This is a genomic window from Nocardia sp. FDAARGOS_372 (assembly GCF_002554515.1).
In the GTDB taxonomy this organism is placed as follows: Bacteria; Actinomycetota; Actinomycetes; order Mycobacteriales; family Mycobacteriaceae; genus Nocardia; species Nocardia farcinica.
Genome location: NZ_PDDW01000001.1, coordinates 150020 through 176784, shown reverse-complemented (window position 1 = coordinate 176784; position 26765 = coordinate 150020). Strand labels below are relative to the sequence as shown.

Sequence of the window (26765 nt, the reverse complement as noted above, 5' to 3'; positions counted from 1 at the left end):
CTGCTCAGCTCATGGATGTGGCGCGAGAAGCGGTTTCGAAAGGATCGAAGCTCCTGCTCAACGCCCCGGCAGGAAAGGTGAGCGCCAAGAGCGACCGCGATTACGTCACCGAATTGGACGTCGAGATTCAGATGGTGGTCCAGGAGTTCTTGGCGCGGCACACGCCGGAGATCGGCTTCCTCGGGGAGGAAGCGAACCCCGCACCGGACCTGTCGGAACAGTCTCGCTGGTGGACCTTGGACCCCATCGACGGCACCTCGAACTTCGTCCACGGACTCCCTCTCTGCGCCGTCTCGCTCGCCCTGGTCGAGCACGGGCGATCCGTGCTCGGCGTCGTCAACGCACCATTCCTCGACCTCGAGTATCACGCCGCCCTCGATGCCGGGGCCTCTGTGAACGACGCGTCGATGACCGCGAGTACCGTCACCCGCCTCTCCGACGCCGTGATCTCTCTCGGCGACTACGCGGTCGGTGCCGGGGCCGCGCGGAAGAACCGGGAGCGCCTGGCGATCACGGCCGCACTCGCGGAGCGGGTCGAGCGGGTGCGGATGTTCGGTTCGGCGGCACTCGACCTCGTGTGGGTGGCCGAGGGACGCACCGACGGCTGCGTCATGCTGTCCAACAACCCCTGGGACACCGCCGCCGGCGCTCTGATCGCCGCCGAGAGCGGCGCGCTGGTCACCGACACCGACGGCAGCCCGCACACCGTGGGATCGAAACACACCATCGCCGCTGCGCCGGGCCTGTCTGCCGAGCTACTCCGTCTGGTGGCCGATGCGAGAGCAGGCCATCACTGATCGAGCGGGAAAGCGCATACTCACTCGGCGACCGGGGATTGCGATTACTTCTGCTCGGAGAAGGCATTCCGCCCGGCATAGTTTCGCCGCGCCTCGAAGACCGGGCGACGCTCGGCTGCGCGCGGCGGGGCAGCGACCGCCCCACCACACCGGCTCGAACAGCGTTTTTCGAAGGCCGAAGACTCCTGGACACAGGCCGAGAAGTTGCAAATAGTTCCCAGGAAGAAGGGGTGGTGGGGCGGGCGGGGCTCGAACCCGCGACCAATGGATTATGAGTCCACGGCTCTAACCGACTGAGCTACCGCCCCGCTCCGCGGATGGGCCGCGGCGTGGTGGATGGTACCGGGTGCGGCGGGGCGGGCACCAGTCAGCGGGTGGGGTCGTAGGGTGGGTGGGGCTCGAAGGACATCGACGGCACATGAGCACACGAGTGAGGTGTGGAGATGGCGAATCTGTTCGTCCGCGCGTTGAAGGCCCATCAGTGGATCTACGAGCACAGCAACGGCTGGGTGGGGCATCGGCTGTTGCTGGGGAATCCGACCCTGTTGTTGTATACGGTCGGGCGGAAGACGGGGGAGCCGCGTACGTCGGCGCTGACGTACGCGCGGGACGGGGAGAGTTATCTGGTGACGGCGTCCAACGGTGGGTCGCCGCGACCGCCGGGGTGGCTGGCGAATGTGAAGGCCTCGCCGGAGTGCGCGATCCAGGTGGGGCGGAGGAAGCTGGAAGTCGTTGCGCGGGCGACGTATCCGGACGATCCGGAGTACGCACGCCGGTGGGCGCTGGTCGACGGGGTGAATCGGGGCCGGTACAGCGAATATCAGCGGATGACGAAACGGCCCATCGCCGTGGTGGTGCTCACTCCGACGCGGTGACCGCGGTTCAGTCGTCGGTGTCGGCCGCCCATCCGGCGCCGGCACGCGAATCTGCTGTGTCGTAACGACTTCGGTCGCGCGGGGGGCGGCTGGCGAATTGGACCACGGCGAAGACGAGGAAGAGGACGGCGATGACCACGCCGACCACGATCAGAGTTTGCACGCAGGCACCTTAACGTCGCTCACACTGCCACGACGGAGGGTGCGTGCTATGTCACAGTTTATGCTCGCCGACCGTTGGACATACCCAATTGCGTTGCGCGCTAATCGCGGTCGTCCGATAGCCGGCGGCTCTGGATCGCCCGCCGGGAGGGACCGCGCCGTCAGCCGCCACCGCCGCCGCAGCTGCTCCCACCGCCACAACTGCTGCTGCTTCCGCCGCCACAACTGCTGCCCCCACCGCAGCTGCTACCACCCGAACAGCTGCTTCCGCCGGACGAACCCTCCCCCGCCGAGCATCCGTCACCACCGGAGAATCCGTCACCGCTGGAGCACCCGAAGCCGCCGGGGTCGTGCCGGCCTGCACCACCGGCGTCGGCGGCCGACCACAGCGAGGTGTCGTACCCGTGCCTGCCCGCGCCGTACGGCGGCGGTGGCACCTGGGCACCGACGGATCTGATCATCCCGATGACGAAGACCGCGACGCCGCCCCCGATCAGCAGGATCATGATGATGACCAACAGGACTACCGCGAGCGTCACTCGTGCATGGTAGCGGCGGAACGCCCCTGTCCGCAGCGTTGCGCCGTACAGTGAATCGTGCGGATTTTTCCCTTCCGGAACCGGGGCGCCGGGCCGGTCGACCTGCGCGACGTCGAGCAGGCGGTGGCCGCGCTGGAACTGCCCGAGGCGGTGTTCAAGACCTGCCCTTGGCAGCCCCGCGAGCTGGTGGAGACGGGGTTGCGGCAGTGGCTGCGCTGCTGCGGCGCGGCCATGCGCGACGGCCAGGTGATCGGGATGCCGTCGCACGCGGTGGACGAGGCCTGGCACGGGCTGATCCTGTGCACGGAACGCTACGCCGCCTTCTGCGACGCCGCCTACGGCCGCTTCCTGCACCATTACCCGGACGGGTCCGGGTCACCGACGGCGGCGAAGCACGGCACGATGACCGAACAGCTCGGCCGCACCGTGGTGGCCTGGTCATTGGTCGCGCAGCCGGGCGAGACGTGCGTGTTGTGGGATCTCGACCGCCGGGTGGGGGTGGCGCATCCGTGGGGCATCGCGGCCGAGCGGGTGGCGGCGATCGAAGCGGAGTTGCGGCGGGCGGCGCCCGACCACAGCTGACCGGCCGAGGACGCCACAAAACTAGAACGTGTTCTAGTAGACTTCTGCTATGGAACGACTCACCGGACTGGATGCCAGCTTCCTGTACCTGGAGACCGGGACCCAGCATCTGCACGTGTGCGCGCTGCTGATCCTGGATCCGACGGCCGAGGGCGCGGACTACTCCTTCGACGCCTTCAAAGCCGAGCTGGGGCGCAGGCTCGCCTACGTTCCGCAGATGCGCAGGCGACTACGTCAGGTGCCGTTGAACCTCGACCATCCGCTGTGGGTCGAGGACGCCGACTTCGATCTGGACTACCACATCCGCCGCTACGGGTTGCCGCGCCCGGGCGGCCGCAAGGAGCTGGCCGAGCTGGTCGGCGACATCGCCAGCACCCCGATGGACCGCAGCAGGCCGCTGTGGCAGATGAGCGTGGTCGAGGGGGTCGACGGGGACAAGGTCGCGGTGATCTCCAAGTACCACCACGCGGCCGTCGACGGCATCACCGGGGCGAACATGATGATGCACCTGTGCGATATCGAGCCGGGCGCGACCAGGACCGAGGCGCCGGAGCCACCCGACGCGCACCGGCCGCCGCGCCCGGAGCCGCAGCCCAGCGACTGGCGGCTGCTGGCCGACGCGGCCGTGCGCTTGCCGGCCCGTGCGGGCGTGGTCGGCATGCTGCCCAAGACGGTCGGCATGCTGGCGGGCTTCGTCATGCGGCGGCGCGCCACCGACATGCCCGGCATGGCGATTCCGCTCACCGCCCCGCGCACGCCGTTCAACAAGGCGATCACCCCGCACCGCACGGTCGCCTTCACCGCGACCGACCTGGACACGGTGAAGGAGATCAAGGAGGCCTTCGCGGTGAAGGTCAACGACGTGGTGCTGGCCGCCGTCGGCGGCGCGCTGCGCCGCTACCTGGAGCGCCGGGGCGAGCTGCCGGACCGCTCGCTGATCGCCTCGGTGCCGGTGTCGGTGCACGAGTCCTCCCGGCACACCGAGGGCATCAACAAGGTTTCCTCGCTGTTCTGCGAGCTGGGCACCGACATCGCCGATCCGGTGGAGCGGCTGTCGAAGGTCGCCGAGGCGAACAAGGGCGCCAAGGACGAACACGAGTTGATCGGCTCGGACTTCCTGCAGGACTGGACGCAGTACGCGCCGCCGAACACCTTCCGGCTGGCGATGCGGCTGTATTCGTCGTTCAAGCTGGCCGAGCGGCACCCGGTGGTGCACAACCTTGTGGTCTCGAACGTGCCGGGCCCGCCGATGCCGCTGTATTTCCTCGGCGTGAAGGTGCTCGGCATCTATCCGTTCGGGCCGGTCTTCCACGGCGCCGGGCTCACCATCACCGCGCTGTCGAACAACGGCCACCTCGATTTCGGGCTCATCGCCTGCAAGGAGCTGGTGCCCGATGTGCACGAGCTGGCGAACGAGATCCCCGACGCCCTCGAGGAGCTGCGGCAGGCGGCGCGGCAGCGCGGCTAGAGCCGGTCGGCGACCGAGTCGCAGGCGGCCAGTACCGCGGGGACGAAGCGGTCCGCGCCGAACACGCAACCGGTGTGTCCGGTGCGGGCCAGATGGATGGTGGCGCCGGGGATCATGGTCGCCATCTCCAGCTGCCGGTACACCGGGATGGCGCGGTCGCGGGTGGTGATGACGACGGCGGTCGGCAGGTCGAGGGTGTGCAGCCACGGCGTGGCGTCGAACCGGCCGACCTCGGCGATCACCTGGGTCAAGGCCCAGCCGCTGGTGCTGCGGAACTCCGCCAGCGCCCAGCGCTCGAACTCGCCCGGCGCCCATTGCTGCTCGGGCACCTCCGGCAGCGCGTGCAGCAGCTTCTCCGCGCGGCGCAGCGACAGCGGGGCGATCACGTCGGCGAGGGCGCCGAACGCCTGATGAAAGGCCTTCTCGCGCCACTTCTCCCGGAACCGGTACGGCGTCGCGCACAGCACGAGCCCGGCCACCCGGTCGGGGTGACGGTGGGCGGTGGTCAACGCGACGGCGCCGCCGAGGGAGTAGCCGACGCAGACGGCACGCGGCACGTCGAGCGCGTCGGCGACGGCGACCACGTCGTCGGCGCAGTCGTCGAGACGGAAGGTGCGCGAGCGGATACCGCGGCCGTGCCAGCGCTGGTCGAACAGGATGACCCGGAACCGCTCGGAGAGCCCTTCCAGCGCGGGAAACCAGTTGAGCAGGGCGGTGCTGGCGGTGCCGTGCAACAGGATCAGCGCGGGCGCGCCCGCCGGGCCGGGGATGTCGACGACGTAGGTGCTGCCGCGACCGGGCAGCTCGATCTCGCGCCCACCCGGGACGCCCGCGATGTCGGGGACGCCCGCGCGCCGCACCAGCCGGTGGATCCGGGTCGCCCGCACGTCGGGTCCGGCCATCGTCGCCCTCCTCGCACCACCCCGGAAACTGGAACACGTTCTATACGTGTCCCCCAGGGTAGCGCGCGTGGTCAGCCGTAGTGGCAGACGTAGTGCACGGTCTCGAGCACCTCGATGGTGAACTCGCTGTCGGCGGGCACCTCGAAGGACTCCCCGCCCCGGAACGTGACCGGCGCGTCGGCACCGGGCAGGGTGACGCGGCAGTGGCCCTCGACCAGCTCCATGACCTCGGGCGCGGCGGTGCCGAAGGTCAGCGTCGCGGGCAGGATCACCCCGACCGACTTGGCGGTGCCGTCGGGGAATTCGATGCTGTGGCTGACACATGCGCCGTCGAAGTAGACGTTGGCCTTCTTCGCGACGCTGACATTCTCGAACTTCGACATACGCTCTTTCCCGATTCACCGAACTGCAAGCGCTCGCAGCGTACGCGAGGGGCGGCTGCGACCGGGGTCACAGCCGTGGCTCATGGCTCGAAGCGGTAGCCGCGGCCCGGTTCGGTGATCAGGTAGCGCGGCCGGGAGGGGTCGGGTTCGAGCTTGTGGCGCAACTGGGTGAGGTAGACGCGCAGGTAGTGGGTCTGGCCGACGTAGGAGGGGCCCCAGATCTCGGTGAGCAGTTCGCGCTGGCCGACGAGTTTGCCGCGGTGGCGCACCAGCATCTCGAGCATGCTCCATTCGGTCGGGGTGAGATGCACGTCGGCGCCGTCGCGGGTCACCTTCTTCGCCGCGAGGTCGACGACGAAGGCGTCGGTCACCACGGTGGGTTCGGGCAGGTCGGGGGTGGCGGCGGCGCGGCGGACGGCGGCGCGGATCCGGGCCAGGAACTCCTCCATGCCGAACGGTTTGGTCACGTAGTCGTCGGCGCCGGTGTCCAGCGCGGCGACCTTGTCGGCCGCGTCGGAGCGCGCCGAGAGCACGATCACCGGCGCCGAGCACCAGCCGTGCAGACCGGCAAGCACCTCGATGCCGTCCAGGTCGGGCAGCCCGAGATCGAGCACGATCACGTCCGGGCGCTGCTGCGCGGCGGCGCGCAGCGCGGAGCGGCCGTCGGCGGCGGTGACCACCTCGTAGCCGCGGGCGGTGAGGTTGATGCGCAGTGCGCGCAGGATCTGGGGTTCGTCGTCGACGACGAGAATGCGGGTCATGCCGGTGCCTCGGCCGACACGGCGGGCAGGTCGATGATCATGGTCGTGCCGCCACCGGGCGTCTCGGCGGCGGTGAGGGTGCCGCCCATGGCCTCGACGAAGCCGCGCGCCACCACCAGTCCGAGACCGGCGCCGCCGGTGCGCTGGTCACCGGTGCGGGGGAAGGCGGTGACGCCGGAGGCCAGCCCGGGTCCGTGGTCGGCGACCGTGACGGTGGTGCGCTCGCCGGAGTTGGTGGCGCACACCCGGATCGGGCCGTCGGGCGCGTAGCGCAGGGCGTTGTCGAGCAGGTTGGCCAGCACCCGCTCCAGCAGGGTGGCGTCGGCGCGCACGAGGGTGTCGCCGAGTTCGAGGGTGAGCCGCTCCCCCGCGTCCACCCCCAGGGACAGCAGCGCCGAGTGCACCACCTCGTCGACGTAGACCGGGCGCGGTTCGGGGGTGACGACACCGGCGGCCAGCCGGGACGAGTCGAGCAGGTTGGTCACCAGGCGGGTGAGCTGATCGGTGGATTCCTCGATGGTGGCGAGCAATTCGGCGGTGTCCTCCGGGGAGAATTCGACATCGGTGCTGCGCAGTCCGGCCGCCGCGGCCTTGACGGCGGCCAGCGGAGTGCGCAGATCGTGGCTGACGGCCGAGAGCAGCAGCCGGCGCAGTCGGTCGGTCTCGGCGAGCATGGCGGCGCGGGCGGCCTCGGCGGCGAGTTCCCGCTGCCGCACCAGGCCGGCGGCCTGTCCCGCGACCGCGGTGAGGACGCGCCGGTCCCGGGGGCGCAGCCGCGGCCCGGCCAGCAGCAGCGCGTAGGGGCTGTCCTCGACGTCACCGCGGGTGTCGGCGGCCGCCGGGGTGCTCGGCGGCTCGGCGCCCGCGGTGCCGAGCACCTCGACCCGGTCACCGGCCAGGCGCACCAGGCTGACACCCCGCTGGGCGTAGGTCTCGCGGACCTTCTCCAGCAACGCGGGCACGTCGGCCCCGCGCAGCACCGCGCCCGCGAACAGCGCCAGCAGTTCGGCCTCCCGCGCCGCCGACCCCGCCTCCCTGGCCCGCGCCGCCGCGGTGTCGACCAGCGCGGCCACCGCCACGGCCACCACCAGCAGCACCACCGTGGTGACGAAATTGGCGGGCTCGGCGATCGTGAGGCTGTAGAGCGGCTCGGTGAAGAAATAGTTCAGCAACAGACCCGACAGCAGCGCCGCGACGATCGCCGGGCCGACACCACCGAACAGCGCCACCGCGAGCACCGCGACGAAGAACAGCGCGTTCAGCCCGGCGGTCCCGGTCAGCCGCACGATGGCGGCCATCACCGCGGTCGCCGCGACCGGGATCAGGAAGGCGGCCAGCCAGGCGGCCAGCCGCCGGTCGTGGCGGCCGAGCAGCGCCGGTCGGGGCCCGCGCACGCGGTGCTCGTGGGTGACCATGTGGACGTCGATCTTGCCCGAGTCGCGCACCACCGCGGCGCCGATGCCCTCGTCGAGGATCCGCGCCCAGCGCGAGCGCCGCGAGGTGCCGACGACCAGCTGGGTCGCGTTCACCTGGCGGGCGAAATCGAGCAGCGTGGCGGGCACGTCGTCGCCGACCACGCTGTGCACGTCGGCGCCCAGCCCCGCGGCCAGCTCCCGCACCGCACCCATCTCCGGCGTGGTGAGCCCGTCCCCCCGCACGACGTGCACGACCAGCAGGTCGGCCCCGGCCTTGGCGGCGATCCGGCTGGCCCGGCGCACCAGCGTCTCCGATTCCGGCCCGCCGGTCACCGCCACCACCACCCGCTCGCGCGCCTCCCAGGTGTCGGTGATGGCGTGCTCGCCCCGGTACTTGGCCAGCGCCAGATCCACCTGGTCGGCCAGCCACAGCAGGGCGATCTCGCGCAGCGCGGTGAGATTGCCCTCCCGGAAGTAGTTGCGCAGCGCGGCGTCCACCTTCTCCGGCGCGTAGACGTTGCCGTGGGCCAGCCGCCTGCGCAGCGCCTGCGGGGTGATGTCGACCAGCTCGATCTGCTCGGCGCGCCGCACCACCGCGTCCGGGATCCGCTCGCGCTGCGCGACGCCGGTGATCTGTTCGACCACGTCGGCGAGCGACTCGAGGTGCTGGATGTTGACCGTGGACAGCACATCGATCCCGGCGGCCAGCAGTTCCGCCACGTCCTGCCACCGCTTGGCGTGGCGGCTGCCGGGGACGTTGGTGTGGGCGAGTTCGTCGACGAGGGCGACCGCGGGACGGCGCGCGAGCACCGCGTCGAGGTCGAGTTCCTCGAACTCGACACCCCGGTAGGTGATCCGCCGCGGCGGCACCACCTCCAATCCGGCGAGCTGTTCTTCGGTGCGCGGCCTGCCGTGGGTGTTCACGATCGCGACCACGACGTCGCCACCGCGCGCGATGCGCCGGTGGGCCTCGCCCAGCATCGCGTAGGTCTTGCCCGCTCCGGGCGCGGCGCCGAGGTAGATCCGCAGCCGACCGCGGCGCGGGGCGGGCGCGTCCGAGGTGCTCACCAGGACATCATCCGCCGACTCCGCAGCCCGGCGCCGTCAGCCCCAGCGCCACGTTCAGCGCGGGCACCTCGACCCGCTCGGCGCCGAGGAAGCCCGCCTGCCGACCGGCGGTGTGCTCGGCGACCAGCGCACGCACCCGTTGCTCCCCCAGTCCGGTCACCCGAGCCACCCGGGGCACCTGCAGTTCGGCGTAGGCCGGGGAGATGTGCGGGTCGACGCCGGAGCCGGAGCCGGTGACCGCGTCGACCGGCACCCGCTCGGGCGCGACGCCTTCCCGTGCCGCGATCGCCGCGCGCCGCTGCCCGATCCACCCGGCCAGCAGCTCGCTGCTCGGACCCTGGTTGGTGGGCAGGGCGGCGGCCGGATCGCCGGGGGCGAAGGCGTCGTCACCGGAACCGCGCAGCCGCGGATGGAAGTACGGGTCCGGCTGTCCCGCTGGCACGACCGGGTCGACGGCGAGCAGTCTGCTGCCCACCACGCAACCGTGCACGTCGGTGAGCGGCGCGCCCTCGGCGGCGGCGCGATCGATCCGGCTCACCGCCCACACCGCTGCCGGATAGGCCGCGCCGACCACGGCGGTGAGCAGCAGCAGCACGATCGCGCCCGCGCGGGTCTGTCTGGCCAGATTCGTCAGCAGAGTGCCGAAACGCATGGTGTTCACCCGATTCCCGGTATGTGGCGGACGACGAGATCGATCAGGGGGATCCCGAGGAACGGGGTGATCACCCCGCCGACGCCGTAGATGAGCAGATTGCGGCCGAGCAGAGCCGAAGCGCTTGCCGGCCGATACCGAACCCCTTTGAGCGCCAAGGGGATCAGCGCCACGATCACCAGCGCGTTGAAGATCACCGAGGACAGGATCGCCGACTGCGCCGTGGCCAGCCCCAGGATGTTCAGCGCCGCCAGCTGCGGGTAGACGCCGCTGAACAGCGCGGGCAGGATCGCGAAGTACTTGGCCAGGTCGTTGGCCAGCGAGAACGTGGTGAGCGCACCGCGGGTGATGAGCAGCTGCTTGCCGATCTCGACGACCTCGATCAGCTTGGTGGGATCGGAGTCGAGATCGACCATGTTGCCCGCCTCCTTGGCCGCGGAGGTGCCGGAGTTCATGGCCACGCCCACGTCGGCGCGGGCCAGTGCGGGCGCGTCGTTGGTGCCGTCGCCGGTCATCGCGACCAGCCTGCCCGCGGCCTGCTCGGTGCGGATCAACGCCAGCTTGTCCTCCGGGGTGGCCTCGGCGAGGAAGTCGTCGACCCCGGCCGCGGCGGCGATGGCCCGCGCCGTGAGCGGGTTGTCGCCGGTGACCATCACGGTGCGGATGCCCATCGTGCGCAGCCGGGCGAATCGTTCGGCCATACCGGGTTTCACCACGTCGGACAGTTCGACGACGCCGAGCACGGCCGCGTCCACGCCGTCGGCGCGCGCGACGACCAGCGGGGTGCCGCCGCCGCGGGCGATCCGGTCGACGGTCTCGGTCACCGCGTCGGCGAGCTGCCCGCCCTGTTCGCGCACCCACGCCGTCACCGCGTCGGCGGCGCCCTTGCGGATCCGCGCGCTGTCGAGATCGAGTCCGCTCATCCGCGTGTGGGCGCTGAAGGCGACGAATTCGGCGCGGCCCTCGTCGGCGCTCGGCAGTGTCGGCAGGCCGTGGTCCGCGGCGCACAGGTCGACGATGCTGCGGCCTTCGGGCGTGCCGTCGGCCAGGCTCGACAGCCGCGCCGCGGCGGCCAGCTCGCTCGCCGTGACGCCCGGCGCCGGGTGCAGCGCGGTGGCGCGGCGGTTGCCGAAGGTGATGGTGCCGGTCTTGTCCAGCAGCAGGGTGTCGATATCGCCTGCCGCCTCGACCGCGCGGCCCGACGTGGCCAGCACGTTGCGCCGCACCAGCCGGTCCATCCCGGCGATGCCGATCGCCGAGAGCAGCGCCCCGATGGTGGTCGGGATCAGGCAGACCAGCAGCGCGATCAGCTCGACCGGGCTCCGCTCGGCGCCCGCGTAGGCGCTCATCGGGCCGAGCGCGACGACGGCGAGCAGGAACACGACGGTCAGCGCGGCCAGCAGGATGTTCAGCGCGATCTCGTTGGGGGTCTTCTGCCGAGCGGCGCCCTCGACGAGGGCGATCATCCGGTCGACGAAGGTCTGTCCCGGCGCCGCGGTGATCCGCACGACGATCCGGTCCGACAGCACGGTGGTCCCGCCGGTGACGGCGCAACGGTCGCCGCCGGATTCCCGGATCACCGGGGCGGATTCGCCGGTGATCGCGGATTCGTCCACCGCGGCGATACCGTCGATCACGTCGCCGTCACCGGGGATCAGCTCGCCCGCTTCGACGACCACCCGGTCTCCCACACGCAGGTCGGTGGCGGGCACCCGCTCCTCGCCGTCGCCGCCCAGGCGGCGGGCGGTCATCTCCCGCTTGGTCCGGCGCAGCGTCTCGGCCTGGGCTTTGCCGCGGCCCTCGGCCACCGCTTCGGCCAGGTTGGCGAACAGCACGGTGAACCACAGCCACGCCGCGATCGACCAGCCGAACACGCTGGGTTCGGCGACGGCGGCGAGCGTGGTGATCACCGATCCGACGAACACCACGAACATCACCGGATTGCGCGCCATGCGCCGTGGGTCGAGTTTGGTCAGCGCGCCCGGCAACGCGCCGGCGAGCTGCCGCGGCGCGAACGCCGGGTGAGCCGCGCGCTGCGGGCGGTCCAGGACAGTGGTCATTGCAGTGCCTCCGCGATCGGTCCCAGAGCCAGGACGGGGAAGAAGGTCAGGGCCGCGACGAGCACGACGGTCCCGGTGAGCAGCCCCGCGAAACCGGCACCGGCGGTGGGCAGGGTGCCCGCGGTCGCGGGCGTGCGCGGCTGGGCGGCCAGCGAACCGGCCAAGGCCAGCACGAACAGGATCGGCAGGAACCGGCCGAACAGCATGCACAGTCCCAGCGAGGACTGGAACCAGTCGCTGGTGACGGTCAACCCGCCGAACGCGCTGCCGTTGTTGTTCGATGCCGAGGCGTAGGCGTAGAGCACCTCGCTGAATCCGTGCACGGCGCCCGGGGTGCCCGGGTCGCCGGAATTGCCCAGTGCGGCGGCGGTATCGGGCAGGATCACCGTGATCGCCGTGCCGATCAGTACCAGCGCCGGCATCACCAGCACCGCCAGGGCGGCCAGGGTGATCTCGCGACGGCGCAATTTCTTGCCCAGGAACTCCGGCGTGCGTCCCACGAGCAGGCCACCGACGAACACGGCGATCACCGCCAGCACGAGGATGCCGTAGAGCCCACTGCCCACCCCGCCCGGCGCGATCTCGCCGAGCAGCATGTTCACCAGCACGGCCCCGCCGCCGAGCGGGGACATGCTGTCGTGCGCGGAATTCACCGCGCCGGTGCTGGTGCCGGTGGTGGACACCGCGAACAACACCGAACCGGGGATGCCGAACCGGACCTCCTTGCCCTCGAGCATCGCGCCCGCGGCCGTCGCCGCCGCACCGCGCGCCCCGGATTCCGCCGCGGTGGTCACCCCCAGGATCACGGCGTAGATCCCGGCCATCACCGCCAGCACCGTCAAGCCCTGTCGACGGTTGCCGATCATGGTGCCGAAGGTGCGGGTGAGCGCGACGGGAATGAGCAGGATCGCGAGGATCTGCACGACATTGCTCAGCGGCGTGGGATTCTCGAACGGGTGCGCCGAGTTGGCCGCCAGCACGCCGCCGCCGTTGGTTCCGAGTTCCTTGATCGCTTCCTGCGAGGCGACCGGCGCCAGCGCCGTGGTGACCGGCCGCCCGTCCAGACCGACACCGGTGAAGCCGCTGCGGTAGGACTGGATCACGCCCTGGCTCAACAGGATCAGCGCGATCACGAAGGCCAGCGGCAGCAGGATGCGCAGCGTGCCACGGGTCAGGTCGACCCAGAAGTTGCCGACCTCCCCGCCGCGCCCGACGCGCACCAGACCACGGATCAGCGCCACCGCGACCGCCATCCCGACCGCCGCCGAGACGAAGTTCTGCACGGCCAGCCCGGCCGACTGGGTGAGCGGGCTCATCGTGGTCTCGGGGACGTAGGACTGCCAGTTGGTGTTGGTGACGAAGGAGACCGCGGTGTTGAAGGCCACCGCGGGGCTCACCCCGGCGAGCCCATGCGACAGCGGCAGCACCCCTTGGATCCGCTGCAGCACATACAGCACCAGCACACCGGCCAGCGAGAACCCGAGCACACTGCCCGCGTAGCCGTACCAGGTCTGCTCGGCGCGGGGGTCGACACGGGCCAGCCGGTACAGCCACGACTCGGCCCGCAGGTCGGACGAGGACGTGTACACCCGGGCCATGTAGTCGCCCAGGGGGACGTAGACGAGGGCGAGCACTGCCACCACGGAGGCGATCTGCAGGCCCGCAGCGAGAGCGGGGGACATCGCGACCTCAGAACCTCTCCGGATCGAGCAGCGCCACCAGCAGATACACCACCAGGGCCGCCGCGATCAGCACCAGCCCCGCGCTGGTGACCCCGGCCCACGTCATCGCCGCTCCCCCTTGCCGTGCAGGGCGCGCAGCACCAGCGCGCAGCCGAGGAATCCCGCGAAGATCAACACCACATAGGCGGCGTCAGCCATCTCATGTCCTTGCGATCGAAAGCCAGGACGCCGGTCGGCGTCCGCGCACCCACGATCCGCCGCCGCGCGCCGTTTCCGGCCGATCCATACGCGGAATTGACGCGGGCGGCCCGAGTCCTGACGCGTTCTTTACGCTCGGGGTTCGACCGCGCCGATCGGTCGCTGAACCGCCGTTCTCCCCCGCCGGTAGCCACCACCGGGGCGCTGCGGCGCAGCTCACAGTGGGTACCGGTGGCCGGGTAACGATCCTATGTTGCCCTCGAATTCCGATCTCGCGAGCAAACAATCAGCACAAACGTACTGGTCACAGGCTTGTGAACGCGCACAGCGCGGGCTTCGGAACGGCTATGAAGATGGGCAACCGACCAGTCGCGACTCCCCGGTCCGATCGTGGTTGCGCTATGTTCGCCGCGGACAGTGCCGTCGCCTACGGCCCCGGGCAGCCACCGCGGCGAAGGAGGTGCGCAGTCCCGGGGCGGATCCCACCGCACTGTTGCCCGTTTCGCCAGCTCGTCCTCCGAGGGCAGATCGTGTTCTGCCGGTCCACCCTCGGTGCTGCCTGATGTGTGAAAGAAGACCGTGTCCAGACTCTCGACCCGCATCCTGATCGTCCTGCTGAGCATCCTGTCGCTCGGCGTCGTGGGCGCGCCCGCCCAGGCCGAACCGCGCTACCCCGAACCCGATCCGGACCCGTTCTACACCGCACCGGCCGACATCGGCTCCTTCCAGCCCGGTGACGTGGTCCGCACCCGCAAGATCGACACCGGCCCCTACGTCGGCACCGAGGGCTGGCAGGTGGCCTTCCGGTCGACCAACTCCGGCGGCAACGCGATCATGGGCATCACCACCGTGCTGCTGCCCGCGGGCGTGCACAACCCGCCGCTGGTCTCCTACCAGGCACTGATCAATTCGCTGGGCTCCCGGTGCAATCCGTCGCGCTCGCTGTTCAACGGCGAACTGCAGGACGCCGTCGGCGCCATGCTGCCCATCGGGCGCGGCTGGGCCATCTCGCTGCCCGACTACCTCGGCCCCAGCGTCGCCTACGGCGCCGCCAAGCTCAGCGGCATGGTGACCCTCGACAGCGTGAAGGCCGTGCAGAAGGTCGCCGAGCTCGGCCTCGCCGACTCGCCGGTCGCCATCGCCGGCTACTCCGGCGGCGGCATGGCCACCGCGTGGGCCGCCGCGCTGCAACCCACCTACGCGCCCGACCTGAAGCTGGCCGCCGCCGTGGCCGGCGGCATCCCCGCCGACCTCGAGCAGATGGCGCTGAGCCTCGGCTTCGACCCGCATCCCGGCTTCGGCCTCGCCTTCGCCGCCGCGATGGGTCTCGAGCGCGAATACCCCGACCGCCTGCCGATCTCCGACCAGCTCAACGAGAACGGCCTCTGGTTCCGGGAATTCACCCACGACGCCTGCCGCCGCTTCCTGCTCTTCCACGGCGCCTTCCGCAGCGCCGAGCAGATGGCCGCGTCCAAGAGCCTCATGGACAGCCCCGCAGCGCGGGAAGTGCTGCGCGAGAACAGCTTGCGCTACTTCCCCGGCGTCCCCACCGCCCCCACCTACATCTGGCAGGGCCGCTACGACACCCTCACCGCCTTCGACCCCGTCGCCGAAACCGCCGACCGCTACTGCAAGGCGGGCGCACCGGTGACGATGGTGCCTTACGACATCGCCGAGCACATGACGGCGGCGGTCGCGGGGTTCGTCGACGCCTGGAACTACGTGGAGGCGCGGTTCCGGGGCGATCCGGTGACCAGTAGCTGCTGACGGCGGTGAACGGGGCGTCTCCGGGCGCCCCGTTCGTCGTTCGCCGGACGGCGGCGACCGGGCCACGCTCGGGGAAAAGCCCTGGTCATGGTTCGGGGGTAGGCTCGGTCGGTGAACCCGGCAGCCGCTCGGGCACAGTCGCCCGACGTCGCGAGCACCGAGGGAGCCGCCATGCCGAGCCTGTCGTTTCGAACGCGACCCGTTCGAATCCCCTTCGCGCGCAAGCAGTTCCGTCCCTGCCGCACGCAAGGTGCCCCCGCCGAGCAGCGTTCCCCGCGCGGCACCGGAACACCACCACTCGCCCGCGGTGCGGCCATGCTCGCCGCCGTGCTGATGCTCGCCGCGTGCGCCGACGACCCGGCCATCCCCGACGCGACCCGCACGGCACCGCCCGCGCCCGCCGAGATCCCCGGCTTCGGCCCCGCGGCGGAGATCGCCCGGGATATCGACGTGCCCTGGGGCCTGGCCTTCCTCCCCGACGGCGCCGCACTGGTCGCCGAACGCGACACCGGCCGCATCCTGCGCATCGAACCCGGCCGGACGCCCGAGGAGGTGTACCGCGTCCCCGGCGTCGCGGCCCGCGGCGAAGGCGGCCTGCTCGGCCTCGCCGTCTCCCCCCGCTACCCCGACGACGGCTACGTCTACGCCTACCTCACCACCGCCGACGACAACCGCATCGTCCGCTTCCGCCTCGACGGCCCCGCCGACCCGATCTTCACCGGCATCGCCAACGCCTCCTTCCACAACGGCGGCCGCCTCGCCTTCGGCCCCGACGGCCTGCTCTACGTGGGCACCGGCGACGCGGGCGAACCCGACCTCGCCCAAGACCCCGCCTCCCCCAACGGCAAAATCCTGCGCCTGACCCCCGACGGCGCCCCCGCCCCCGGCAACCCCACCCCGGGCTCCCCCGTCTACTCCCGCGGCCACCGCAACGTCCAAGGCCTCGCCTGGGACAGCACCGGCCGCCTCTTCGCCGCCGAATTCGGCCAGAACCGCTACGACGAGATCAACCTCATCACCCCCGGCGCCGACTACGGCTGGCCCGAAGTCGAAGGCGCAGGCGGCTCCGCCGACGGCTACACCGACCCCCTGCTCACCTGGACCACCGACGAAGCCTCCCCCTCCGGCATCGCCATCGCCGACCAGACGCTCTACGCCGCCGCCCTCCGCGGCGAACGCCTCTGGACCGCCACCCTCACCGGCGCCACCCTCACCGACGACCGAGCCGTCCTCGACGGCACCTACGGCCGCCTCCGCACCGTCACCCTCGCCCCCGACGGCGCACTGTGGCTCACCACCTCCAACACCGACGGCCGCGGAGACGTCCGCTCCGGCGACGACCGAATCCTGCGGTTTCCAGCGCAATGAGTTTCGCCGGACCCTGCACGGCAGGGCATTCCTCGGTGACAGCACCTGGCCGACGAGTAACCGCGAGCGGCAACATAAAAGCCCTCCACCCGCCGCCGTCCGGCATTTCGTATGACGGCGCAAGGCCGTTCGGATCGCACGTATGGTGTCGCCCGCGAGGGTCTTTTGGGCATCGGCGCGTCGGGCCGGTCCGCAGCATCGCGTAGAGCCGTGATTCTCATCGTGGTTCCCCTCGTGCGTTCGGTTTGTCGGAACGAAACGAGGGGGGCACGACTGCGGGCGTCGGTTTCTCCACGCACACGCAATGGCGCCCGACCCGCTTTCGGGTCGGGCGCCGTTGCGTGCGTTCAGGGCATGGACTGTTGCCCTACGACACGCAGCCTGTTGCGCCTGCGTTCCTGGATGCGGTGCGGCAGAGTGTCGTCGGGGTCGCTGTCGGTGGTCCATCCGTCCTCGTCGACGGTCTCCCATGTGCCGTCGGCGCGTTGGCGCCAGCCGGCGGGTTCGATGTCGCTCACTGCTTGGCCCGCCCCGAGTCCGGCACCAGCAACCCTTCCTCCGTGAGCAGGCGATAGGCCGCGGTCTTGGCGCGGCACTCGCCCACCATGCAGTCCCGATGGACCTGCATCGTGTGGTGGGCGTTGGCGACGCTCGTCGCTGCCCATAGCCCGTTGTTGCATGCGATCCGGTCGAAAAGCGCGCTGTCCCAAGTCATCGCGTCACCCCTGGTGTGAAGAAGTGGAGGGATGCCCGAGGGTCGCGGAGCGGCGGTTGCCGAGACCTCGGACCTCCCTTGTCGAACGGTAGAAGCGGACTGCGAACAAACGCCACGAAATTGCTTCGAATTGCTTGAATAAGTGGCTGGTGTGCGTGACTTTTCGCTACTTGCGGCGGGTCGATCTGGGAGAATGCGAGGACACATCCCCCTTCTCCCGCACGGAGCGACAACATGCGCTATTCGAAGCGTCTGCGATTTCTCGGCAAGAACACACAGGGCGAGCACTCCCCCACCCTCTACGCCACCGAGTACGGCACCTACGTTGTGCAGGGGTGGCGGGTGCAAGGCCATCCGGAGTTGATCGAGATCCCGCACCCGCTGTTGGGATTCCTCGAACCGGGCACCTGTTTGGGTGTGCTGCTGACTGATACCGGGCACGGCACGTTCACCCTCTCCGGCCCTGGTGTCACCGACCTGGAAGTGTTGCAGCAGATGGACATCCCCGATCATGAGACCTGCATCGAGGTTCCGATGGGGAAGGAGATCCGCGCGGATGCGCCATCTCATAGGTAGCGGATTCACCAACCTGTTCCGCACCTGCCAGCAGTCGGCGTTCCATCTCGAAGTGCACGACACCTACAGCACTCCAGAGGAATCGGAGCCTTTCCGGATGTTCCTCGCCGGCGAACCGGACGACTACGCGTGGATGAACGGCTGGACCGATACCGTCCGCGCCGGCGCTGCGCGTGGCGTCGCGTTCCAGCGTGTGCGTGTGGTTACCGTACCGCACACCGACTACACGCGGTGGGGGCTCGCGGTCTCGGAGGTCAATATCGCCGCTGGTGAAGACGTGCGGTACCTGCCACGCCACCAGGTCGACGCCGACCGGCTACCGTCCGACGACTACTGGCTGTTCGATGACACGATGGTTGCCTACACATTGTTCACACCGGAGGGGGCGGCCGCAGGCGCCGCGGTGACTACCGACCCGGTGCTGGTCCGACGCTGCATCGAGATCCGGGCAGTGATTTGGCCGCGGGCGATCCCGCGTGCCCGCTACATCGGCAGCCACACCACACCGTGACCAACGTCAACGAAACACGACACGCCTTCGGGCAACAACTGCGGGACTTGCGCAAGGACGCAGGCCTGAGCGGAAGCCAGCTCGCCGAGCGCGCGGGCTGGCAACCGTCGAAAGTGTCGAAGATCGAGCACGGCAAACAAACCCCGACCGAGGACGACATTCGCGCGTGGTGCCAGCACACCGATGCCACCGCCCACGTTCCCGACCTCATCGCCACACTCCGCAACATCGATGCCGCCTACCTGGAGTGGCGCCGCATCCTGGGCACCGGGATCCGCCGCCGGCAACGCCACGCGTCTGCCGTCGAGGCCGACACCAAGCTCATTCGCGGATACGACCCGGCCTTGATCCCTGGCCTGCTCCACACCCCCGAGTACGCGGCAGCGATCTTCCGCCAGGTGATCGAATTCAACCAGATCCCCAACGACGTGGACGCCGCGGTAGCCGCCCGCATGGAACGCCAGCAACAGTTCCTCTACCGCGGCGACCACAAAGTCCACTACCTCATTGGCGAACAAGCCCTATACACGACGGTGGGCGACAACGACGTGATGCTCGGCCAACTGGATCGACTCATGACAGCGATGACGTTGCCGCGTGTCGTGCTCGGAATCGTGCCCCGTACCGCTCCCTACCGGGTGTCGGCAACCAACTTCGTCATCTACGACCGGCGGCAAGTCCTCGTCGAGGGCATCGGGGCAGCGCAGACCATCACCCAGCCGCGGGAAATCGTCGTGCACGAGCGAGCGTTCGAAGCGCTAGCCCAGCAAGCCGCGATCGGCCACGCCGCGCGGACGTTGATCACCGCCGCCCTCAACACCCGGACCACGTGACGTCAGCACATCCGATGATCCGATTCAGGTTCTTCAGGAACCTGAGTTCGTCGGCCCTCAGCACTGCTCGGTGAGCCGAGGCGAGTAGCGCCTTGTTGTAGTCGGACAGTACCGAATCTCGGGCTCAGTGCCCCAGGAAGCGAGAAAGCCCTCACTGCTTACCTTGGCTACCCATTGGCAATCAATACCGGTTGCAGGGTCCGCGGCCCAGACCAGGAATCCGCGTCTCGGCGTCGACCACCTCGGACGCGACGAACTTGTGACCCGTCCACTCCCGCGCCCCGATAGGACCCGGCTAGAATTCGCGTCATGAGTGATGGGGGGACGCCAGCCTCTGGCCCGAATCTCTCCGTGGTACCCGATGAGGTGTGGGAACTCGGCAAGTACGTCTACGAGTTGGCAGATGCGCTGCGCGCGGCGCTGGACTCCGCCGCGAAGGACGTCGCCTCGCTCACCGATGGCAGCTGGACCGGGAATGCGGCCAACGAGTTCTCCGCGGGCTGGACCGATGTCCGTGACGCTGGCTCCCAGGTCATGAACGCCCTGACGGGTATGGCGGAGAAGCTCGGCGTCACCGCCGATACCTATCGGGCACGTGATGAGAGCAACGCCGCGTCCTTCAACACATCGAGCTTGGATCTGCCATGAACTCACGATTTTCGGTCGATCTCGACCACCTCGAAGAGATCGTCGCCCGCCTGTCGGGGCTCGCCGGCTTCATCGGCGAACATCTCGATGAAATCGATGACCGGGTCGCAACCTTGACCGGCACTGGCTGGGAAAGCGTCGCCGCTCGGGCGTATGCCGAGGCCCACGCTCAATGGGTCGCCGGGGCACGCGAATTCGTTGAAGGCGTTAGGGATATGGGCGATGCAGCGAAGGCTGCACACACGCGCTATACCCGTGCCGTCGACACCAATTACAAGATGTTCAACGGGGGGTAGCCCACCATGGGCGTACTGGTCATCGACTGGCAGACCTACTACGACGCCGCCAAGAAGTGCCATAGCCTCGCGACCGACCTCCGTACCGCCGACAAGCCGGTCCACGATGCCGTCAAAGGTGAGTGCGCTGGCATGGCCGGTGACGCGCCGGGCTGTGAGCAATGGGGTAAAGCCTATGACCGCGCCGCCCAGGAAACGATGCAGACCTGCACGAACCTGGCCGACGCACTCACAAACTTCGGCAACATGCTCTACGCCGCCGGATACAACTGGGCACTGGCCAATAAGTCCAATCCGGTGCCTGACCGCCCCGCCGCAACGGCGATGTTGGAATACAAGGTGTCGATTCCGACATCAGTGGGAAGCAACGGCGACGGCGTCACCGAGGGCAACGGCAGCATCCCAGGCTTCTACGACGCCCTGGTCGGCAAGATCCAGGACGAGTTCGGCAGCAAGCTGCCCAATGGCAACAAGGACAAGCTCGCCAAAGCCGAGTCCATTTGGAAGACCTTCGCCGAACACCCCACCATCACCGGCGCCCCCGCCCGCATCACGGCAATCAGCAGCCTCTTCGACGACATCCAGGACAAGAAGGGCCTCGAAGCCCTCCTCGGGCACCTCTCCACACTGAACAGCGGTGCCACACAACTCGCCGCCGCATCCGTCAACCTCGCCGCGCCCGTCGGCGAATACAGCGAAGCCACCGCCGATGTCCGCGACAAGTTCAAAGAAGCGGTCACCAACGCCCTAATAGCGGCTGGAGCCACAGTCGTCATCGGTGTCGCGGCCTCCTGGATCACTGCCGCTCTCAGCAACGTCGCCGCGGGCGTCGGCGTTCTGGCGATCGCCGGCAACACCGCCCGAGTGCTCAAAAGCACCTATGACATCAGCAAACTCGTCAGGATCATCGGCGCCGCAGCCGCGGCAACAGGCACTGCCGCCGTCGTCGTCACGGCGTTCGACAAAGTCCCCAGCCTCACCGATATCGCCGTCAAACTCGGCGCCATCATCGCCATGAAGGTGTACATCGATGACGACGGAAACCCCGCCAGCGAAGGTGACTCCTCCGGCGCTCCTTCGAGCGCGGTCACCGACGAGATGGCAAGAATGCTGCGAGAGGGCATCCATCCAGGCGAAGACTGTTCCGAGATCGCAGAACACTTGAAGAAGGTTGCCGCTGGAGCAGGAGAGATACTCAGAGTAGATCCCGCTCCCGGGCAAGAGGTAACCGTCGAAGAATATGGACAACGTGAACAATTCCTCTACCACGAGGTCTATACCGACGGAAAATACGTTTATGATCCCAGACACAGTCCAAACCCCATCCCTATCGAGCAATGGCGGAAGACTATTATGGGAGATAACCCCGGCGCCACAGTCAAGAAGGTAGGGTAATGAATTCTGGGGACTTCATCACTCGATTGAAGCGGTGCGGAGACCTGGAGTGGTACCGCCATGCGGGCGGCACCGGCGACGACGGTACTCCCACTCCACCACTTGTTGTCTGGCGCTTTTCCGAACCTCAGCCGGCTCGCCTTGCCGAACTCTTGCACGAAGCCGCGGTCGCCGACAATCGAGAGATCGACTGGCTGTTCGACACCAGTCGACGAAACTGGGTGCTTGTGCCTTCACGAGTGATGGCAGAGAAAGAGCACCACGGACTGGCAACCGAAGCACAAGCCGCCGACCTCCTGACGAGGATGGATCCAGAGTTTTGCCAGCAGTCAGTACGCGATTTCGAGCGAATCATCGCAGTATTGGATCAACATTCCGGCATCTGACCTCTAGTTCACGTGATCGAGGTCCGGCAGCGGATTGATGGGCCACATCGCGAAAGTCTGAGCCGGGCTCGTCGATGGGACAATCGGACGCGGAGAAAGTGCTGCAAGAAGGCATCCCCCAACAGGCGCGCGACCTGTACCGGATGGAGATCGAGGTCTCCACCGACTGCTGGGCGACCAAGGGCACCGTCAAGATCAAATCAGCGCTCGGCGGCCTGCGCGTATGGGAAGCCACGACCTCCCGCATCGACGCACACCTCGAGCGCATCGTGCTCAACGGACACCGCGAGAGTGCGCGCCGACAGCGGGTCATCCTCTCGGAGATGATGAGCATGGCCGTCCGCCGCGACGCCATCGCCCGCAATCTCGTCCGCGAAGTCGCCGACCTGCCCCGCAATCGCCAGAAACCGCGCGCAGCCGACCTGGAGACCTCGCCGAGCTGCGGACCCAACTCCAGGATCGGGTGGACGGAAAGCCCCTCGATGGAGCGCCCGGCTACATGTACGGCCCCAGACGCAACCCTCGGGTCCTCGACGTGGCCGACGTCGAACTCGACACCGGCCCGCGCCCCGGCAACGCACTCGCCCTGCGCTGGTGATGTCGATCTGCACGCCCACCCGCCGCGAATCACTCTCTCCGGCACGATCGTCCGCATCAAAGGCAAGGGGCCTGATCCACCAGGAATGGACCAAGACCGACTCCGGCGACCGGACCGTCGTCCTACCTCAGTTCGTGGTCGACACCCTCCGCCGCGTCAAAGCAGAGGACCATCGAGAAGGAACTGGACCTCGTCTTCCCCAACCGCGACGGCGGCATCTGGGACCCCCACAATTTCCGACCGGCCGAAGCACCCGGCGTCGCCGCAGCCCTGGGACGCCTCGCGGGGGGAAAACGTGTCGTTCGCCCCTCAAAACGGAAAAACCAGGGTCGAACTTGTACGTTCGCCCTGGTCACAGCTCCCCCATCTGGACTCGAACCAGAAACCTGCCGATTAACAGTCGGCTGCTCTGCCAATTGAGCTATAGGGGACTATCCTCGGTGGCTCTCCCGTTCCGGGCGGGCCGAGGAGAAACTTTAGCGTATCGGCCGTCCGGTTCCCAAATCGCGCTTCTACCTGCGATGATGCCGCCGGTCATCGCTGGGGCGGCTGGGGCGGGAGGGCACGGATGTGCCGGGGTGGCCGGATCGACAGGGGGTGTGCGTTTCGGGCAGGATGGTAGCCGCGAACAGGCGATTGGGAGGAGCTCTACCAGATGCTGCGGTTGTTGATCGGCGTCGCGGCCGGATATGTGCTCGGCTCGAAGGCCGGGCGGGCGCGCTACGAGCAGATCAGTGCGGCCACCCGCGCGGTGACGGGCAGCCCGGTGACGCGCAAGCTGGTGCTGGTGGGGCGGCAGAAGCTGTCGGACAAGTTGAGCACCCGCCCGCAGCTGGAGCCGATGGTGCCGCTGGACGAGCGGACCACGGTGCTGGTGCCGCACGATCAGCTGCGGCACAAGAGCAAGTGAGCTGAGGGCCGCCTCAGCCCGCGGCGAAGTCGTCGGAGTTGCCCATCGCCTGGGCTTCCAGGCTCTTGCGATACTGCTCGAGCGCGACGAGATCGCCGAACAGCGCGAGGTATTCGTCGGTCTGGTCGTTGGCGGACAGGCGCTGCAGCTTGGACTTCAGCGTGGCGATCTGCCGGCCGACGTAGGCTTCCTGGGCGCGAGCGAGCACGCCGGTGATGAAGCGGGGAATGTCGTTGACGCTCTTGACCGGCAGTTGCGCGCCGGCGAGTTCGGAGACCAGGGCGCGCAGGGTGAGGTCGTCGGTGGCGTCGGCGACGGCGTTGACCCATTCGGCGCCGCTGAGCCCGCAGGAGGCCCCGCCCGCCTCGGCGATCATGGTGCGGATCGCGGCGTAGGCGGGGTGGGTGAAGGCTTCCGGTTCGAGCGCGTCGAAGACGGCGCCCGCGATCGCCGGGTATTGCAGTGCGGCGCAGAGGCTTTGGCGCTGCGGCAGCAGGACGGGGTCGTTGGGGTTGGGGCGCGCGGCCGGATGTTCGGCGACCTTGGCGGGGGCGGCGGGGGCGCGGCGCGGGGCGATGCCGGTGCGGCCGCGCTTGGCCTCCTCACCGACGCGCCGCACGACGGTCTGGATGTCGTCCCAGCCGACCCAGCCGGCCAGCCGGGTGGCGTAGGCCTTGCGGGTGGCGTTGTCCTTGATCTGGGCGACCACGGGCACCGCCCGCCGCAGCGCCTCGACCTGGCCCTCCACCGTGTCGAGATCGTGCTCGGCCAGCAGGCCGCGGATCACGAACTCGTACAACGGGGTCCGGCGCGCGACGAGGTCGCGCACGGCGGCGTCGCCGCTGCGCTGGCGCAGTTCGCAGGGGTCCTGACCGTCGGGGGCGATGGCGATGTAGGTCTGCCCGGCCAGCTTCTGGTCGCCGGAGAACGCCTTGATCGCCGCCGCCTGCCCGGCCGCGTCGCCGTCGAAGGTGTAGATGATCTCGCCGCGCCAGAAGTTGTCGTCCATGAGCAGCCTGCGCAGGATGGCCATGTGCTCGTCGCCGAAGGCGGTGCCGCAGGAGGCGACGGCGGTCTTCACCCCGGCCAGGTGCATCGCCATCACATCGGTGTAGCCCTCGACGACGACGGCCTGGCGGCTCTTGGCGATCTCGCGCTTGGCGTGGTCGAGGCCGAACAACACCTGGGACTTCTTGTACAGCAGCGTTTCCGGCGTGTTGACGTATTTGCCGGGCATGGTGTCGTCGTCGAAGAGCTTGCGCGCGCCGAACCCGATGACCTCGCCGCCGAGATTGCGGATCGGCCACAGCAGGCGGCGGTGGAAGCGGTCGATGGGGCCGCGCTTACCCTGCCGGGACAGCCCGGCGGCCTCGAGTTCCTTGAATTCGAAGCCCTTGCGCAGCAGATGTTTGGTGAGGGTGTCCCAGCCGGCGGGGGCGTAGCCGCAGCCGAACAGGCGCGCGGCGGCGGCGTCGAAATCGCGGTCGGTGAGGTACTTGCGGGCGGCTTCGGCCTCGGGTTCGGCCAGCTGCGCCATGTAGAACTCGTGCGCGGCGGCGTTGGCGGCGACCAGGCGGGCGCGGGTGCCGCGGTCGCGCTGCACCGAGGTGCCGCCGCCCTCGTAGTTGATCTGGTAGCCGACTCGGTCGGCGAGCTGTTCGACGGCTTCGACGAAGCCGATGTGCTCGATCTTCTGCAGGAATTTGTAGACGTCGCCGCCCTCACCGCAGCCGAAGCAGTGGAACAGGCCGTGGTTGGGCCGCACGTGGAACGACGGGGACTTCTCGTCGTGGAAGGGGCACAGGCCCTTCATCGAGTCCGCGCCCGCCCGTTTCAGGGCGACGTACTCCCCCACCACGTCCTCGATCCGGACACGGTCGCGAATTGCCGCGATATCGCGATCAGGGAGTCGTCCGGCCACGGGGTGAAGTCTAGCGCCGGGCCCGCGCGCTGATCATCCGGCCAGTTGGGCGGCGACGCGTTCGAGCCTGCTCTCGGTGTAGGAGGCGATCTGGTCGACGATCACCCGCACGCGGGCGGTGTCGGAGTCGGCCTCGGCCCACCACGGCAGCAGCTGGGGGTCCAGGTGTCGCGGCGCGGTCGCGAGCAGGCCGGTGGCCACGGCCTGGATGCGTTCGCGCTGGGCGGCTTGGCGCTGCTTGTGCACCGGGTCGGACATCACGTAGCGCAGCGCCACGGTCTTGAGGATCGCGACCTCGGCGGCGACGATCGGCGGTATCTCCAGGCTCGCCTGGTATCGCACCAGCGGCGCGGGCCCGGCGACGGCACGGGTGGCGGTGATTGCGGCGGTGGCGAAGCGCCCGACGAGTTCGCTGGTGAGCCGCTTGAGCGCCACCGAGCTGGCGAAGGTGCCGTCGTAGCGGAAGGCGTCGGCGACCACCGGCAGTTCGGACAGGCGCTGGGCGGCGGCGATCAGCTCGTCGACGCCGAGTTCGGGATGCTGGCGATGGCCCATCGCGGCGAGCGCGGCCTGCTCCTGCGGGTCGGCCAGGGCGCGCAGGTCGATGCGCCCGGCGATCACCCCGTCCTCGACGTCGTGCACCGAGTAGGCGACGTCGTCGGACCAGTCCATGATCTGGCATTCCAGGCTGCGCACCCGGTCCGGGGCGCCCTTGCGGATCCAGGCCAGCCGGTCGGCGTCGATGTCGTAGGCGCCGAATTTGGTGCCCGGGCCGGTGCGACCCCACGGGTATTTGATGGCGGCGTCGAGGGCGGCGCGGGTGAGGTTCAGGCCCGCGCTGGTGCCGTCGGGGGCGAGCACCTTGGGTTCGAGGCGGGTGAGGATGCGCAGGTTCTGGGCGTTGCCCTCGAATCCGCCGTAGGGGTCGGCGAAGGCGTCCAGCGCCTTCTCGCCGTTGTGACCGTAGGGCGGGTGGCCGATGTCGTGGGCCAGACCGGCGAGGTCGACGAGGTCGGGGTCGCAGCCGAGACCGTCGGCGATGCTGCGGCCGATCTGGGCGACCTCGATGGAGTGGGTGAGCCGGGTGCGTGGAGTGTCGCCGTCGCGGGGACCCATCACCTGGGTTTTGTCGGCAAGCCTGCGCAGCGCGGCCGAGTGCAGCACCCGGGCGCGGTCGCGGGCGAACTGGGTGCGGTGCCCGGCGGTGAACTCGGTGTCGGGCGAGCCGAGCCCGGCGGTCTTGGCGCCCTCGACCACCATCCGCTCGCGGTCGTGTTCGGTGTAGTCGCCCATCAGG

28 protein-coding genes and 2 tRNA genes are annotated in these 26765 nt (G+C 69.2%); 14 read left to right on the top strand and 16 right to left on the bottom strand.

Annotated features, from left to right (window positions below; all coding sequences use genetic code 11):
- Positions 1 to 11: 11 nt before the first annotated feature.
- Positions 12 to 797 (top strand): inositol monophosphatase family protein, encoded by a 786-nt coding sequence (locus tag CRM89_RS00995; RefSeq protein ID WP_228822014.1) that lies wholly within the window; start codon positions 12 to 14, stop codon positions 795 to 797.
- Between the two features lie 231 nt (positions 798 to 1028).
- Here the strand turns inward: CRM89_RS00995 and CRM89_RS00990 are convergent.
- A tRNA-Ile gene (locus tag CRM89_RS00990) sits at positions 1029 to 1105 on the bottom strand.
- A gap of 135 nt (positions 1106 to 1240) precedes the next feature.
- Here CRM89_RS00990 and CRM89_RS00985 point away from each other — a divergent pair.
- Positions 1241 to 1672: a nitroreductase/quinone reductase family protein gene (locus tag CRM89_RS00985; RefSeq protein ID WP_041560783.1), complete on the top strand. Its 432-nt coding sequence runs from the start codon at positions 1241 to 1243 to the stop codon at positions 1670 to 1672.
- A gap of 7 nt (positions 1673 to 1679) precedes the next feature.
- On the opposite strand, the gene CRM89_RS30690 is transcribed toward CRM89_RS00985, so the two are convergent.
- Both CRM89_RS30690 and CRM89_RS30685 read right to left on the bottom strand, forming a co-directional pair.
- A complete protein-coding gene (locus CRM89_RS30690; protein WP_157838360.1) occupies positions 1680 to 1835 on the bottom strand; it encodes a hypothetical protein in 156 nt (51 codons plus the stop codon).
- Positions 1836 to 1995: 160 nt separating this feature from the next.
- Positions 1996 to 2373, bottom strand: coding sequence for a hypothetical protein (locus CRM89_RS30685; RefSeq protein WP_195039634.1), 378 nt, complete (start codon positions 2371 to 2373; stop codon positions 1996 to 1998).
- A gap of 57 nt (positions 2374 to 2430) precedes the next feature.
- Between CRM89_RS30685 and CRM89_RS00975 the strand changes: the two genes are divergently transcribed.
- Together CRM89_RS00975 and CRM89_RS00970 are read left to right on the top strand one after the other, a co-directional pair.
- Complete coding sequence (locus CRM89_RS00975) at positions 2431 to 2955, top strand: hypothetical protein (protein ID WP_086844324.1); 525 nt, start codon at positions 2431 to 2433, stop codon at positions 2953 to 2955.
- A gap of 49 nt (positions 2956 to 3004) precedes the next feature.
- Positions 3005 to 4423: a wax ester/triacylglycerol synthase family O-acyltransferase gene (locus tag CRM89_RS00970; RefSeq protein WP_086844326.1), complete on the top strand. Its 1419-nt coding sequence runs from the start codon at positions 3005 to 3007 to the stop codon at positions 4421 to 4423.
- Here the strand turns inward: CRM89_RS00970 and CRM89_RS00965 are convergent.
- The 8 genes from CRM89_RS00965 to kdpF all read right to left on the bottom strand — a co-directional run bounded on the left by CRM89_RS00965 (position 4420) and on the right by kdpF (position 13452).
- Entirely contained in the window at positions 4420 to 5325 is a 906-nt protein-coding gene (locus CRM89_RS00965) for an alpha/beta fold hydrolase (protein ID WP_098083017.1), read from the bottom strand. The genes CRM89_RS00970 and CRM89_RS00965 overlap by 4 nt on opposite strands.
- A 71-nt stretch (positions 5326 to 5396) precedes the next feature.
- Positions 5397 to 5708 carry a pyrimidine/purine nucleoside phosphorylase gene (locus CRM89_RS00960; protein WP_060592736.1) on the bottom strand — a complete coding sequence of 104 codons (312 nt, stop codon included), beginning with the start codon at positions 5706 to 5708 and terminating at the stop codon, positions 5397 to 5399.
- A gap of 80 nt (positions 5709 to 5788) precedes the next feature.
- Positions 5789 to 6469, bottom strand: coding sequence for a response regulator (locus tag CRM89_RS00955; RefSeq protein WP_011208101.1), 681 nt, complete (start codon positions 6467 to 6469; stop codon positions 5789 to 5791).
- The gene (locus tag CRM89_RS00950; RefSeq protein ID WP_098083016.1) at positions 6466 to 8952 is read right to left on the bottom strand and encodes a sensor histidine kinase KdpD; all 2487 of its coding nucleotides are present in this window, start codon (positions 8950 to 8952) and stop codon (positions 6466 to 6468) included. Before CRM89_RS00950 ends, CRM89_RS00955 begins: the two co-directional genes overlap by 4 nt.
- Positions 8953 to 8959: 7 nt before the next feature.
- Positions 8960 to 9604, bottom strand: a complete 645-nt coding sequence (locus tag CRM89_RS00945) for a potassium-transporting ATPase subunit C (RefSeq protein WP_011208099.1) — start codon at positions 9602 to 9604, stop codon at positions 8960 to 8962.
- A gap of 5 nt (positions 9605 to 9609) precedes the next feature.
- Positions 9610 to 11664, bottom strand: a complete 2055-nt coding sequence (gene kdpB, locus CRM89_RS00940) for a potassium-transporting ATPase subunit KdpB (RefSeq protein ID WP_098083015.1) — start codon at positions 11662 to 11664, stop codon at positions 9610 to 9612.
- The gene (kdpA, locus tag CRM89_RS00935; RefSeq protein ID WP_098083014.1) at positions 11661 to 13346 is read right to left on the bottom strand and encodes a potassium-transporting ATPase subunit KdpA; all 1686 of its coding nucleotides are present in this window, start codon (positions 13344 to 13346) and stop codon (positions 11661 to 11663) included. The genes kdpB and kdpA overlap by 4 nt, the downstream gene beginning before the upstream one ends.
- A gap of 7 nt (positions 13347 to 13353) precedes the next feature.
- On the bottom strand, positions 13354 to 13452 hold the full coding sequence (gene kdpF / locus CRM89_RS00930) for a K(+)-transporting ATPase subunit F (protein WP_060592741.1): 99 nt from the start codon (positions 13450 to 13452) through the stop codon (positions 13354 to 13356).
- A 671-nt stretch (positions 13453 to 14123) separates the two neighbouring features.
- On the opposite strand from kdpF, the gene CRM89_RS00925 reads away from it, so the two are divergent.
- Positions 14124 to 15311 (top strand): lipase family protein, encoded by a 1188-nt coding sequence (locus CRM89_RS00925; RefSeq protein WP_060592742.1) that lies wholly within the window; start codon positions 14124 to 14126, stop codon positions 15309 to 15311.
- Positions 15312 to 15626: 315 nt separating this feature from the next.
- Positions 15627 to 16679 (top strand): sorbosone dehydrogenase family protein, encoded by a 1053-nt coding sequence (locus CRM89_RS00920; protein WP_098083013.1) that lies wholly within the window; start codon positions 15627 to 15629, stop codon positions 16677 to 16679.
- Positions 16680 to 17026: 347 nt separating this feature from the next.
- On the opposite strand, the gene CRM89_RS30680 is transcribed toward CRM89_RS00920, so the two are convergent.
- Complete coding sequence (locus CRM89_RS30680; protein WP_172964423.1) at positions 17027 to 17197, bottom strand: hypothetical protein; 171 nt, start codon at positions 17195 to 17197, stop codon at positions 17027 to 17029.
- Entirely contained in the window at positions 17194 to 17394 is a 201-nt protein-coding gene (locus CRM89_RS00915) for a hypothetical protein (protein WP_098083012.1), read from the bottom strand. The genes CRM89_RS30680 and CRM89_RS00915 overlap by 4 nt, the downstream gene beginning before the upstream one ends.
- 234 nt (positions 17395 to 17628) lie before the next feature.
- On the opposite strand from CRM89_RS00915, the gene CRM89_RS00910 reads away from it, so the two are divergent.
- From CRM89_RS00910 to CRM89_RS30285, 7 genes are all read left to right on the top strand, one after another.
- Positions 17629 to 17970, top strand: a complete 342-nt coding sequence (locus tag CRM89_RS00910) for a hypothetical protein (protein WP_098083011.1) — start codon at positions 17629 to 17631, stop codon at positions 17968 to 17970.
- Complete coding sequence (locus tag CRM89_RS00905; RefSeq protein ID WP_098083010.1) at positions 17951 to 18481, top strand: DUF6879 family protein; 531 nt, start codon at positions 17951 to 17953, stop codon at positions 18479 to 18481. Before CRM89_RS00910 ends, CRM89_RS00905 begins: the two co-directional genes overlap by 20 nt.
- The gene (locus CRM89_RS00900) at positions 18478 to 19314 is read left to right on the top strand and encodes a helix-turn-helix transcriptional regulator (RefSeq protein ID WP_098083009.1); all 837 of its coding nucleotides are present in this window, start codon (positions 18478 to 18480) and stop codon (positions 19312 to 19314) included. The genes CRM89_RS00905 and CRM89_RS00900 overlap by 4 nt, the downstream gene beginning before the upstream one ends.
- Before the next feature lie 309 nt (positions 19315 to 19623).
- Positions 19624 to 19962 (top strand): WXG100 family type VII secretion target, encoded by a 339-nt coding sequence (locus CRM89_RS00895; RefSeq protein ID WP_098083008.1) that lies wholly within the window; start codon positions 19624 to 19626, stop codon positions 19960 to 19962.
- Entirely contained in the window at positions 19959 to 20258 is a 300-nt protein-coding gene (locus CRM89_RS00890; RefSeq protein WP_098083007.1) for a WXG100 family type VII secretion target, read from the top strand. The genes CRM89_RS00895 and CRM89_RS00890 overlap by 4 nt, the downstream gene beginning before the upstream one ends.
- Positions 20259 to 20264: 6 nt before the next feature.
- Positions 20265 to 21653, top strand: a complete 1389-nt coding sequence (locus CRM89_RS00885; protein ID WP_098083006.1) for a hypothetical protein — start codon at positions 20265 to 20267, stop codon at positions 21651 to 21653.
- A complete protein-coding gene (locus CRM89_RS30285) occupies positions 21653 to 22039 on the top strand; it encodes a hypothetical protein (RefSeq protein ID WP_127516030.1) in 387 nt (128 codons plus the stop codon). The genes CRM89_RS00885 and CRM89_RS30285 overlap by 1 nt, the downstream gene beginning before the upstream one ends.
- A 956-nt stretch (positions 22040 to 22995) precedes the next feature.
- Here the strand turns inward: CRM89_RS30285 and CRM89_RS00880 are convergent.
- Positions 22996 to 23068 (bottom strand) — tRNA-Asn (locus CRM89_RS00880).
- A gap of 224 nt (positions 23069 to 23292) precedes the next feature.
- Here CRM89_RS00880 and CRM89_RS00875 point away from each other — a divergent pair.
- Positions 23293 to 23547, top strand: coding sequence for a hypothetical protein (locus CRM89_RS00875; RefSeq protein WP_011208001.1), 255 nt, complete (start codon positions 23293 to 23295; stop codon positions 23545 to 23547).
- Between the two features lie 13 nt (positions 23548 to 23560).
- Here the strand turns inward: CRM89_RS00875 and dnaG are convergent, their stop codons facing one another.
- Positions 23561 to 25468, bottom strand: coding sequence for a DNA primase (gene dnaG / locus CRM89_RS00870; RefSeq protein WP_060592763.1), 1908 nt, complete (start codon positions 25466 to 25468; stop codon positions 23561 to 23563).
- A 33-nt stretch (positions 25469 to 25501) separates the two neighbouring features.
- Positions 25502 to 26761: a deoxyguanosinetriphosphate triphosphohydrolase gene (locus CRM89_RS00865; protein WP_060592764.1), complete on the bottom strand. Its 1260-nt coding sequence runs from the start codon at positions 26759 to 26761 to the stop codon at positions 25502 to 25504.
- Between the last annotated feature and the right edge of the window lie 4 nt (positions 26762 to 26765).